This is a genomic window from Vibrio sp. HI00D65 (genome assembly GCF_001635455.1).
Taxonomy (GTDB): domain Bacteria; phylum Pseudomonadota; class Gammaproteobacteria; order Enterobacterales; family Vibrionaceae; genus Vibrio.
Genome location: NZ_LWEH01000192.1, coordinates 30427 through 43087 on the forward strand (window position 1 = coordinate 30427; position 12661 = coordinate 43087).

Below are 12661 nucleotides of genomic sequence, written 5' to 3' on the forward strand. Positions count from 1 at the left end.
GGGTATTATTTAGTCAAGTATCGGTTCTAATGTTTCATCCTTCATACGGGATAGAACATAGTCTTTTGATACCCCGTTTGTTGCACCCATATTGGGTTCTGCATACAAGGTTGCGTTAAATCTGAAGCGGTTTCCGTAGTTATCCTCAATCACTGATGATATTTTCTTACTATCTATCTGAGTTGAACCAGCCCAGTGCCCCCCGTTAGGCTGTGCCCACATGACAAAACGCATGGTATCGCCTTTTCTAAAGTCGATCACAGGCAACACGCTGAAAACAGAGAAGGTTCCGGCACGTTCAGTATCTACAGCATCTGTGTCAAATTGCCATGTGTCTCTGTCTCCAGACACAAAGCCGGGCTTATCGGCATTCTCAGTAGAGTATGAAAGAGGTTTTGTTTTGGTCGTACCAAACTGAAGATCGGTAGTGTAGAAACTCACACCAGCACAGTCTCCACCATTACAGTTTCCACTTTCGACCACTCGAGTACAAATTCCATCATCTTTAGAGTCGCTGCCGCCAGAGGCATCACGGACACAACCTCTAGCTAAAGTGGTTGATTTAGTATTCTCTACAGGAATAAAAGAGTGATTATAGCGATTTGGCGAATATTTAAATAAGTTAGCGTTTACATAAGAAATGCCTCGTGTCCAACCATTGTAAATTCGCCAATTTGGTTGGTCGTGGCAGTTTTCTTCATTCTTACAGACTCCTTTTATCAAAAGTGGTGTTTCTTTGATAATATCCGGATTGTTATTAATTGAACCTTTGTAGTTTCCATCTATAATGGAAACCCGTCTGGATGAGCTCCCTGTGCCTTGTGAGTTACAGTCTTGAGTGTCAGCGCTCTCAATTATCTGACCATTTTCATCTTGCCAACGCTGGAATGCACAAACATTTAATGTTTTTTCCTCACCAAGGAAGTTTGCTTTATACCTTAGCCAAAAAGTCGTGCTTCTTAGGCCTCGCGCCGTTGGCATCTTCTTATCTTCTGGTAAATTGTTTCTTGCATTTTTACCCGGCAGGCTAGATTGATACCTTGGATCTTTTTCATAATCGACAAAGATTTCATTATCTTTCACTAAATCTTCGGGTAGGCCTGCGTCATTTCTCCCATAGCGGCCCAAATGAAGATAGTACTGCGCTTCTTCTTGCGTAATATCAACCAAAGGGCAAGAATATTCATCATCCTCGGCATCTTCGGTTAAACAAGCTCGATATCTAATTTCGATGGGTTTTTGCATTCGACCATTATTGTAGAGACCTGTGCCATTGATGCTTGTGTCAACAGAAATATCAAAAAATGTCAGGTCACGTATGTTATCTCCTTTAAACTCTACGTTTTGATTTTGCTCATCAATAACATCCCACTTAGCTTTGCTGTTGTTCCAAGTAAAAACGTAGTAGTCACCCTTTTTAATTTTTAAATTTTCATGTGTGTTTCCGAGCATGGCGTTATCAACATATGTATCATATGTAGCTTGTGACCTTACTAAAATCTTACTAGCTTTACCTTTTTGTATCGGTAGATGCAGTAGACTATTCCAGTTAGCATCAGCAACATAATAACTTATATATTTCTCATCATTTGGGATCTGATTTCCCACAGTATTCGGAGACGATTCATTTTTAAGACGCCAAGCAGATAAATGACCATCGAAAATGACATCTAATTTGTCATTCGTGTGCATTTCTAATGAACCAAAGCCCATTAAATTGCCAACCAATCTTGATGACCACGTCGCGTATGCTTTAAAAGTAACTACATCACCATTTTCTGGATATACTGGCAAATAAATTTCCGGCTGGTGATTCCCATCGCTTGTTTGGATAATAATATTGGAATCGTTACTAGGTAGTCTTCCCTGAACTAAGTCATTAGGAGAGTAAGTTCCTGCATTACATGTTGTCGCTACAGCAAGGGCTGCTAAAGTAAAAACGGATATAGGGTAACGCTTTCTTCTGAACATAATATCGCTCTACATTTATCTGATGGTTAAGTTTTTTATGAGGAAAGCCTAAAGAATATTGAGTTAATTATTAATTAAACTTCAGGCCAGTTTATTGTGCTCAGACACGTTATGTTTTTTAATCAAACCAGTAAAATAAAAAAAAATAAAAAATAACATATATTTTTGAATGAGAGTAATTAGATAAAAAAACATAAATCTCATTACTTATTTTTAAAAAATTGGAATAGAAGATTCACACTCTATTCCCTAAGAGCATATGGAGTACAAACTTACTATGTATATATAATGAAAACAGGACGGTATCTCTGTGACATTAATCTCATGTCGTGCTATCCAGCTTTCCTGGTACTGACAAGCAACTTTCGAATTGTTTGTGCAAGCTCCGAATATAAAGCCTATAACGGGCTTTTTACGCTATTCAGTGTGTAACTAAATAAAGAAGCTACGATCTGGTTGTGCCTATTCACCACTTTTTATCGCACCGCATCAAAAAAAGTCACCAGTTGCAATAGACACAATTGTGCATCAACGTACTCTTATGGTGTGATAAGCGGATAGGTTGAAAACAAATCGAGTGGGTGCGCAAGACATGCCAATATGGTCCTTATTTATCACAAAAAACTTATAGTTAAGGTAAATGGGAAACCCGGAGTCCCACGTGTTGGTCTATCTTTAAAATTGGTGACAAAATAAAGATAGCGGTAAGATAAAAATCCAATATGCTTCAAAGGAAAGAGGCATATCAAATTTTTTGTTTGGGAAGATAATAATTCTTTCAGGGTTTGGATGAGTAGATGTATAAATACTTGCGTTTTAATTGCATGACATCTAATTTGTCATTCGTGTGCATTTCTAATGAAACAAAGCCCATTAAATTACCAACCAATATTGATAACCATGTCGCGTATGCTTGAAAAGAAACTGTGTCACCATTTAATGGATATGCAGGTAAATAAATTTTTAGATTCCAACTCCCATCCATTGTTTGGATTATAATATGGGAACCTTGGTTGATTCAGTTGTTACTGGCAGGCTTAATTTAAATAATCATGAATCAGTACTACTTTAGAGCGAGCGATAGGAATTTTTTTACCTACATTCGTTAAAGAAACAAATGTATTTCTCTCTTCTTTATGGACACAGAGCAAGAGTTCTAAATTAACAATGTAGCTTCTGTGAACCCTTAAAAATTGAGTTGAACCCAATTTAGATTCGAAACTGGCCATACTGTTTTGAGTAACGATTGTTTCAATTTGGAAATCTTTCTTGGCTAATTCAGTGAGGTTGATTTGCTGGTAGCGCCCAATACTCTCGATATAGCTAATATCCTTAGGAAGAAGACGATAAGTCCTTTTGCCATCATTAATTGAGATTTTCTTAACTGGTTTAGTCGGAAGTTGGGGATGGAGTTTCTTAACTTTCTCCAGACAGCGTTCTAGCCTTGTTTGGCGTACAGGCTTTAACATGTAGTCGACAACTTTCGTTTCGAAGGCAGTTAAAGCGTGTTTAGGATAGGCCGTCACATAAACTAAGTGGTAGGGGATGTGTTCGGTTGCAGCCGCAATATCAAACCCGTTTAGTTCTGGCATTTCAATGTCCAAAAAGACTATATCGGGCAGCATTTGAATTATTGCTTCTTTACCTTCGTAAGGGTTGTGATAGCAACCAAGGACTTCAACCTCATCAAAAGATTCTAAGACTCGCTTCAAAGCTTTATTAGCGGCAGGTTCATCATCAATTAACAACACTCTGTGCACACTGGTCTCCTTTAAAGTTATGACGTATTGTTATTAATCCAAAAGTACGTTGATTTCCAAAATCCATCGAGAACTCACTATTAGTGAACTCTAATTTTAGTGTATTGCTTATATTGCTATGACCACTGCCCGGCTCAAATTTAGGTATGCTGCTTTCCGGCCAACTGTTACTCACAAGAATACGGAGCTCGCCTTCGACATAGTGAATTTTCACTTTGAGTGTAATACGTTTTATTGTTTTGCTAAGGGCGTGCTTTATGACGTTTTCTACCAGAGGCAAAATCAACATAGGGGGAATGGAAAACCGTTGACAAGTACTCTCAATGTCCATGATGACCTCTAATCGATCGACAAACCGTGCCTTTTGAATGGTCAGGTAGTGTTCAATTAAATCGATTTCAGTACCGAGTAAAATTCGTTTTTGCTCTGCAATAGCAATAGTTCCTCGGAGCAAATCGCTAAGTTCCAAGATGAGTTCCTGAGCAAGCTCCGGACGGTCAGGAATTTCACTGTGGAGTAGGTTTAATGTATTAAAGAGAAAATGGGGGTTTGTTTGCATACGTAACAGTGAAATTTCGGACTGCTTCAAGGACATCTCAAGCTCGATACCTCTTTGCTTTAGTTGCCAGCTATGAAGAACCACTGTGTATATCGTCACTTGCAGTAACATATTTAAATAAGTAAGCAGTTTGAGGCGGAATAGTTGAAAGACAGTGACGCTGTCGAACGTTGCTGGTGTCGTGAACCCAATATCAAAGATGGCAAAAGCGAGTGAAATCAATAGCAAGTTGATAGCAATTTCATGAAATACTGGGAGCCGAAAAGCGGTCTGACAAGTTGCCTCGAAAATGCGGCGGAATAGCCAAAACAACGCGCACTTTGAAAATGCCGCCAAGATTACATTCAGTGTCATGGCAGACGACATGGGTGGTCCCGGCATGATGTAATAGAGAGAGGTACAAACAATGAAGGCGTTGAATATTGGCCATACAATTAACAAGGCTAGGTCTTGTTTCGACAGAGGCAGCAGCGATATTTGCAAGTTCAAAACAGACTCTCTAATGAATTAATGTAGGTTATCATAACGTAATTTCATTTCCCTGTAGGACCAATCGTTACCTAAATGGTGCCGAATATGCAACTAGAGATTATAGTGTTTAATCAAACGGCATCTTTCAGATAGGATTTCGTTATAAATAACATCTCGGTTACCACTGACGACGCACATTACATATTTGTGGTTCGAGATCTTTGCTCAGAACTTAGTGCGTAAACATCAAACTTGCCTCTAGCTTATCCTTATCGATGCACAGTTTTCAGTCTTTTAGCGAAAGTTAGCCTGAGAAGATAATTATTAAGTGGGGTGCATGGTGACTATATCGAAGCCACTTAATGAGGCTCCATTTCTTACATTTGCTCGATGAATGAACCTCCTCCATTACAGCACCTAGGAGTTTAAAATCTTGTAGACGGTGCTATTTGGCCTTTACGCCGGGCTTCAACATAAACCATTAGCCTTAGATGTAGCGCATATCAGAGATATTGATGGCTCCACAACTAAGAAAGGCTCCCTAATGAGAGCCTTTCTTAGTTAGCTTCGGTGTTTATGTCTTATTAATGGAGTGTAATACTGTAAATTATTCAACAACACCACATACCATTCTTGCTCCACCACCACCAAGTGGTTCAGGATGGTCAGAATGATTATCTCCGCCGACATGAATCATCAATGACCGGGATTTTAAATCTCTAACTTTAATCCTAGGGGCTAATACAGGTTGATTCGCAGAACCCTCATTATCAACAAATAGTGCGGGTAAATCGCCCAAATGATTATCTTTTCCCCATGGTGAACCGTGTTTATTCGTTTGCTTGGGATCTAGGTGACCACCTGCCGCACCACCGATGACTGTTTTTCCATCTATAACCATTGCAGCACAGGATGGGTTGGTATGAACATGAAAGCCATGCAGTCCAGGGGCAATCCCGCTAAGCTCTGGTCTAAACACGGTGCCAAACTCCGTATCCTCAGCGACTATATGCCCAACCACATGGCCTTTATGTAAATCTCTCATTTTGATTATTACTTCCTCAGCAAAAGAGTTAAAAGCAGCCAAAGATGATGTTAAAAAAAGTGTTGTAAGAACAATATCTAATTTCATAAAAATCCATCGCCCATTATCGAATTAAGTAGATTGACAATTTTCTTGGCCCCCCTATATAAAACCGTTGACCAAAATTTCATGAACTTACATTCACTTTCTGCCATTTAGTGATGGATTACGCAACAATAAATATTTGGCCGTTCGGGGGCTATTCTTATGTCTAAACAAGGGGCTCACTAACTGGAGCTGTGTCGTGTTAGCAAACTGGTATGACCTTGAGCTAGTCAAATTTTGGCATGTTGCTATCCTCAAGAGAAGATCTTGAAGCAAAGTATTGGTAACTAGTTACATTATCTACATTCCAACCAGAAAGGTTTTGGTTAAATAAGATTGCACTACTAAACATACTAGACATATCAATAACTGAATCGGTTTGCCATTGTGAAATTTCAGTATCGAATGTTTCTGCATGCAAAAACATTCTGCTCATATCAGTCACAGACTTGGTTTGCCAATCTGAAATAACGCTGTTAAACTTTATTGCAAACGCAAACATATTATTCATATCAGTGACAGACCGAGTGTCCCACTCTAAAACATCAGGATTAAATGCTTGCGCGCCCCAAAACATGTGATTCATATCAGTGACGGATCCAGTGTCCCACGGTGAAATATTTTGATTGAATGCAGCAGCAGACATAAACATGTGATTCATCTTAGTTACAGAGCTAGTTTCCCACTCTGAAAGATCACCATTGAAATCCAATGCGTTGTCAAACATGTAGCTCATATCAGTGACAGAGATGGTTTCCCAATTTAAGGCTTCAGGGTTGAATCTCCACGCATTTTCAAACATGTGGCTCATATTGGTGACTGAACCAGTTCTCCACTCTGAAATATCACCATTGAATTTTTTTGCACCGTTAAACATGTGGCTCATATTTGTGACAGAGCTGGTATTCCACGCTGAAATATTTCTATTAAATGTAAGTGCGTTGCTAAACATGTGGCTCATGTCAGTGACAGATCTTGTTTGCCATTCTTTGATATCGCCATTAAATGTTTCTGCACCTTTAAACATGTGGCTCATGTCAGTGACAGAGTTGGTTTCCCAATTTAAGATATCTGTGTTGAATGCACGTGCTCCATGAAACATGTGGCTCATATTGGTGACAGAGCTGGTTTTCCACTCTGAAATATCACCATTGAATGTTTCTGCATCGTTAAACATGTAGCTCATATCAGTGACAGAGTCGGTCTCCCACTCTAAGGCTTCTTTGGGGTTGAATGCACTCGCACCATCAAACATGTGACTCATATTGGTTACAGAGCCGGTTTTCCATGCTGAAATTTCACCATTGAATGAAGATGCTCCCTTAAACATACCCTCCATTCTCGTAACAGAGCTGGTGTCCCATCTTGAAATATCACGATCGAATGAACGTGCACCGGCAAACATGTATGCCATATTGGTTACAGTGTTGGTTTTCCAATCTGAAATATCTCCATTGAATTCCTCTGCATTATAAAACATCCCTGATAATGATGTCATTCCATCGATATTATAAGACGCTATATAGGATTCATCATTTGTCAATATTGCTTTGTATAACTCTTTGTTTGGCGTTTGAGCAAGCTGCTCTTCTGAAATACTTGTTGCTGCAATATAAGAAGAATCATTCACAAGCTCTGGTAGATCCCAGTCTGAGAGATCTTGTCTAAAATTAAATGCACCTAAAAACATCCCCTCAATGGTTTTTACTTTATTTAAGTTCTGCCATGAAACATTGCCATTAAAAGCTGAGTTTAAGAACATATAGTCCATTGAAACAACGTTACTGGTATCCCAATTTGTTAAGTCTAAGTCTGAAATACGGCTATCAATTCCTGAAAATAAGCAAGTCATGTCTTTAATAGAAGATGTATCGTAACTTTCGATCTCAGCAACAGTCCCAGTATTAATAAGAGCAGCCAATGGAGCAACGTTCGGGTCTTTTGAAACGTAGTTGTCACAAAAATTAGAAAGACTTAACCGACGAACAATGAAATCATTACTGTCAATTTTAGCCAGTGATGCCGATATTGATGCCGTCTCGATATAAGCAGCTTCCTGCTTATTTCTTGTCATGATCAGTCCGTCCGAAGCAACGTAAAAAAGGTCACCAGCCTCCTCATCCGATGTTTCCCACTTTACAGTGTCGGTAATATCACGCTGTGAACCATCACTAAAATGACCAATAGCTTTTACATAAAAATCTGAACCATCAAAAACTCCAAACTGACGATTAGTTTCCTTAGAGAAAACACTGATGCTTTCTAATTTGAGTGGGCCTGGTACCTCTGGTGATCCTGGTTCCTCTGGTGTTCCTGGTACCTCTGGTGCTTTGGCCGATTCGCCTGATGAGGAATTGCAACCCGTTAATATTGATAATGCTATTGGTAAAAGTAGGGGAATAAAATGTTTTTTCATTGATATATCTTCTTAAAATTAAACGTTATAGGGAAATAGTTGCCTTCATCAATATAAAAATTTCCAGTTTTTTGTTGAGGTATTGCTTTAGGTCTCAAACATCACCACGCCTCTTGTTTCATTGTTGATATCTATGTGTCTGTGATTGTTTTTAGTATTCTAATGAATATATTGATCAGCTGGAGCCTGGAGTGTGTGTTTGGGTCTATTTGAGGTACGTTTAGGAGGGGGGGGAATGCAAAATGCGGTTCGATAGCCGGTGCTACCTTAGTTGTCAGTATCTGTGTTGATATTTGTAGTCAATGAGTCGATTTAAAGCAACCTCCACTATAGCTCTTATTAGGAAATTGGATAATTGTGCGGGTGTAAGGGCAAAGCCTACATCAAGATCTGAGTGGTCCTCTATATTCATAATCCAAAAAACGAAAGGTTTGAGTACAAACATGAGTGCATCCTTAAATATATAGATTGTATTAGTGACAGCGCTGGTTATCATTTTGATTTATTATCATAGAAGGTTTCAGCGAAGAGAAACATGTCACGCGCTTCACATACAATAGTATCTTCTGTTGAGGATGAAGATTCATTTTAAATCAGCCTAGACTAAAGCTTTATATCGGCTTTAGAGATCCATTGATGGTAATATTATTAACAATGTCTATTTCCTTTTGGTAAGTAAAATTTACCTCTTCCAGAAAATTTATTGATGTGAATCTACCTAAATTTTCTTGTTCATGTTACCGTGAATATAAATATTATTTAAATTCTATGAATTACGCTATTTATTTTAAGCTGCAAAGTAGGCATATGAAAGTTATGTTGGTATAATTAAATTCTTTAATCAAGACTTTCTTGTTGATGATTCAATTTACTTTAGAACAATTAATGTCATTTTCTATTGTGGCTGAACAGGGCTCATTTTCTAAAGCCGCACGTGTTATTTTTAAAGATAGAACCACGATCAGTGAGCATGTTAGCAACCTTGAAATTGCTTTGGATACCGAGTTATTTACTCGAAGTGGTAATAAATTAACCATAACAAAAGAAGGGGAAATACTATTACGTTGGGCTCGCTCCTTGGTAAAACAAGCACATGGGTTTCAGATGGTTTCAGACTCCTTGTCATTACACGAACAGCATCACTTTCGTATCGGTATTGATATGAATATATGTAATGAATTTATTGTTGATGTCAGTGCTGCACTCAAAGAGAAATATCCTTGTGCGACAGTTGATTGGATTTATCGTAATAGAAAAGAGGCACTGAATGAGGTTAATGAAAAAAGCTTGGATGCAGCCTTAATACTAAAAAATGATCAAGCTAATAATCTTCTTCCTCCCGCTGGACTGACAGCTTGTTATCTAGGAGAAATAAAAGGGAAAATATTCACTGCTGTTGATTCCCCGCTGCAAGATCTTGTCTCTATAAACTTTGAAGATTTACTTGATAGCACGAGATACGTACTTCAAAGCTTTTATGAGTCGGGTATTGGGGAACGAGCTTCTTACTCCGGACGTCAAGTTGTTCTAAACGGTATTGATTTGGTGGTTAAGTTTATTGAGAAAGATGGCTGGGCTTACTTGCCTTCAATTAATACTGTTGAGAATCACCCTAATATTAAAACGTTAAATGTAGATTTTCTGAATCAACATTGGTCAACAGGGCTGGTTTTGGTTAGCAGGCGAGATATCTCTGGTGACATCTACCAATGTCTATTAAAGCGCATAAAATATTTATTCCATGCATCATTCTCATCTTAACTTTTATATCCAAGTAACTCCCGAGATTCCTTTGGTTATGGCAGTAAAGTTAATGTCGGTTCGATAGTACCGTACTTTAAAGGAACGGAGAGTATAGAAAACGATGTCTGTTGTTTAACATGAAAGGGAGGCTACAGAAATTCCACAGCTCTCTCTAAGTGTTAAAAGAAAAGAAAGTTGTGTCGCTTTTGGGTTATGAGAGAGAATGAATGTGGTGAATTAGATCGTAGATTATCATTTTAGAGCAAATGAAATACGTTCCAAAGGCACACAGACATAACAGACCCTCAAAAAATTAAAACAAAAGCTGCTTAGTTTGGTTAAACACTCTTTCAACAACCTTCATTGACCTGGTTTATAAGCTCTTTTCGACGTTTATCTTGGATAACAGACCAATGAATGCCATTGATCGCTCCTTCTAGTGACAAAAGCAGTTCAATACTGACATCGCACGCATAAGTTTCCCTGATGGCGTTAAATGCGTTTACAGAGCCCGATTCACTTAAACGCTCTATGGAATCAATACCAGCCTTCTTCAGCATACGCTCAATGGTGATTCGAAGGTTGGGAAGATCTCTGAGTCGAGTTGGCTTAGCGGCAGATTTAGCGGCTCTCTCTTCTTTTGCTACGGCGAGAGACTTAAGGGCAAGCTGCAAGATTGTTTTTTGCTCTTTCCACAGTTCTTCGGTTATAGTGAAATATTTAGTTACGACAGGTCGACCGCGTTTTTTATATATGTATGGCTGAAACCCTTGCTGTTTTAAATGTTTTGTTGTGTCTTTGTCTGCTCGTATGTGTAATAGACTATTAGCGACCATTGCAAACATAATTTCATCAGCAAAAATACCGTATCCACCAAACATTGAGTGTGATTTTATTTTACCGAGGGGCTCAAATAACTTCATTAAGTCCTTTATGATCGCTTTATTCATATGGTTTACCTATGTGCTTCTAATATAGAATTATCAAGCCTGATAGAAGGTTAACAAAGCGTATTCTCTTCATCGCTACTACTGAATTCCTAAGGCGGCTTGCGCAGTCTATAATGTGTGATATATGCAAAGGGAACCTCTGCTAGCAGTGGTTCGAGGTAAACTAGGTGCTTAATCAAGTGCTTAAAGTCTAGCAATAATGGATGAATTACCATCAGCCTTGCGTTGGGAGTAAATGGCTTACTCTCGATGTCAGCTGGCACAATAGAAGTAACTCATTCCCGTTAAAATTTCACTCCGCTTACTTCTCAGACAGCCAAAATACATCCAGTTAAAATTCAACCACCCAGAGTTTCTGGGTGGTTGGTCATGTTTTAAGTAAAATACGATGAGTTAACGAATTACGCGACTCTATGTCTGATTTTATTTAGTTTCCCATTCGTCACGTGGAACTAAACTCCAAGCATTGTTTTCCGGATCATTATCTGTTTCTGCGGAGCCCGTACCTGGTGAATAAGCGTCAGGTATACCATTACACCAACCTTCTACTTCGCACTGATAAACTTCCCCAGTTAATGGTTGCCAAACACGATTGGTATGAACGTAATTCATTTCTTCAGGCCAAGGCCATGCATCAGCACCATAATACTCTGGATAAGGGGAAGGATTACCACCATTACCACCATCATCTACATTGCTTAAATCGGGTGTAAAGTAAACTGTTGTCTCGAAAAGGTCTGGAATTCCATCGTGTTGCTTACAATCGAAGTAATCGATGTTATCTTTATCCTTGTTGTAGAGATGAACTCCTGGTCTGTTTTCACCATCGTTACAACGGCCTTGCTCTTCAAGATCCCATAGGTTATTTGCTCCACCACCATGGAACCTGCTCCAGGAGTCAATCGAGTCAATATCGACTGAATCATCCCTTTCTCGAACTTGGAATTTAAAGTATACTTTACCCTCACCTCTAATTCTGCCCTGCAACTCCACTTCCGAACAATGTATACCAATATCATCTTTATCAATATGGAACGCATCATTACCGCTGCGATTAAAAACTTCCCCACTTTTGGTGTCCTTAAACCATTGGTCTGTAAGTACAGTTAAATCCGTCGGTGCTGCGTCTTCTAGTTTTATACAAAGTCTTTGTTTCAGATCGCCATGTTGAGGGCCTGCTAAGGTAGTTGTCGAAAACGCACACCCTGCCGATAGAATGGCAAGAGTTAGTAGTGTCTTTTGGTTCATAACTGCATCTCTCTAATGTTTGTCTTTATTGCGTAAGCTGTGTCGCGACATGTTTTGTCAATGATAAATAAAATTGAATATCATAATGCTCAACTAGGTGATCTCATCCAGTTGCTTAGCGACAGGTAGGATATTGGAGCATTTTAATATCAATCTCACATCGCTGATCGAGGGGATTGCCCTCTATGGGGGAACGCAGTATTCAAAAAGGATAAATCAGCAACTGGCGACCTGCGTTTGGCTTGTCGTATATAACCACAATAAAGTCCCTCACTTAATGCTCTTTCTAGTTAAAAATATATAAGAGTTGGAAAGTGAGTGAATTTGATATTTATTACATATACTTATTAGATTCACTCTTTTCATATATGTATAAAAAAAGCATATAAAAAATAGAACTACCGAAAGGTAATA

At 38.7% G+C, this 12661-nt stretch carries 9 protein-coding genes; 1 reads left to right on the forward strand and 8 read right to left on the reverse strand.

The annotated features are described in order from the left end of the window. Positions 1 to 9 precede the first annotated feature (9 nt). The 6 genes from A3712_RS15135 to A3712_RS15155 all read right to left on the reverse strand — a co-directional run bounded on the left by A3712_RS15135 (position 10) and on the right by A3712_RS15155 (position 8306). Complete coding sequence (locus tag A3712_RS15135) at positions 10 to 1971, reverse strand: hypothetical protein (RefSeq protein WP_063524110.1); 1962 nt, start codon at positions 1969 to 1971, stop codon at positions 10 to 12. A gap of 778 nt (positions 1972 to 2749) precedes the next feature. Beyond that, a complete protein-coding gene (locus A3712_RS28900; protein WP_443083599.1) occupies positions 2750 to 2956 on the reverse strand; it encodes a hypothetical protein in 207 nt (68 codons plus the stop codon). Between the two features lie 52 nt (positions 2957 to 3008). After that, the gene (locus A3712_RS15140) at positions 3009 to 3731 is read right to left on the reverse strand and encodes a LytR/AlgR family response regulator transcription factor (protein ID WP_231891820.1); all 723 of its coding nucleotides are present in this window, start codon (positions 3729 to 3731) and stop codon (positions 3009 to 3011) included. Further along, entirely contained in the window at positions 3709 to 4656 is a 948-nt protein-coding gene (locus A3712_RS15145) for a sensor histidine kinase (protein ID WP_197465837.1), read from the reverse strand. Before A3712_RS15145 ends, A3712_RS15140 begins: the two co-directional genes overlap by 23 nt. Before the next feature lie 712 nt (positions 4657 to 5368). Continuing rightward, a complete protein-coding gene (sodC, locus tag A3712_RS15150) occupies positions 5369 to 5893 on the reverse strand; it encodes a superoxide dismutase family protein (RefSeq protein ID WP_063524112.1) in 525 nt (174 codons plus the stop codon). A 223-nt stretch (positions 5894 to 6116) separates the two neighbouring features. Beyond that, positions 6117 to 8306 carry a BspA family leucine-rich repeat surface protein gene (locus A3712_RS15155; protein ID WP_082856246.1) on the reverse strand — a complete coding sequence of 730 codons (2190 nt, stop codon included), beginning with the start codon at positions 8304 to 8306 and terminating at the stop codon, positions 6117 to 6119. A gap of 858 nt (positions 8307 to 9164) precedes the next feature. Between A3712_RS15155 and A3712_RS15160 the strand changes: the two genes are divergently transcribed. Next, a complete protein-coding gene (locus tag A3712_RS15160) occupies positions 9165 to 10067 on the forward strand; it encodes a LysR family transcriptional regulator (RefSeq protein WP_082856247.1) in 903 nt (300 codons plus the stop codon). A gap of 332 nt (positions 10068 to 10399) precedes the next feature. Here the strand turns inward: A3712_RS15160 and A3712_RS15165 are convergent, their stop codons facing one another. Continuing rightward, the gene (locus A3712_RS15165) at positions 10400 to 10999 is read right to left on the reverse strand and encodes a TfoX/Sxy family DNA transformation protein (RefSeq protein WP_063524114.1); all 600 of its coding nucleotides are present in this window, start codon (positions 10997 to 10999) and stop codon (positions 10400 to 10402) included. A 423-nt stretch (positions 11000 to 11422) separates the two neighbouring features. Continuing rightward, the gene (locus A3712_RS15170; protein WP_063524115.1) at positions 11423 to 12247 is read right to left on the reverse strand and encodes a hypothetical protein; all 825 of its coding nucleotides are present in this window, start codon (positions 12245 to 12247) and stop codon (positions 11423 to 11425) included. Positions 12248 to 12661: the final 414 nt, after the last annotated feature.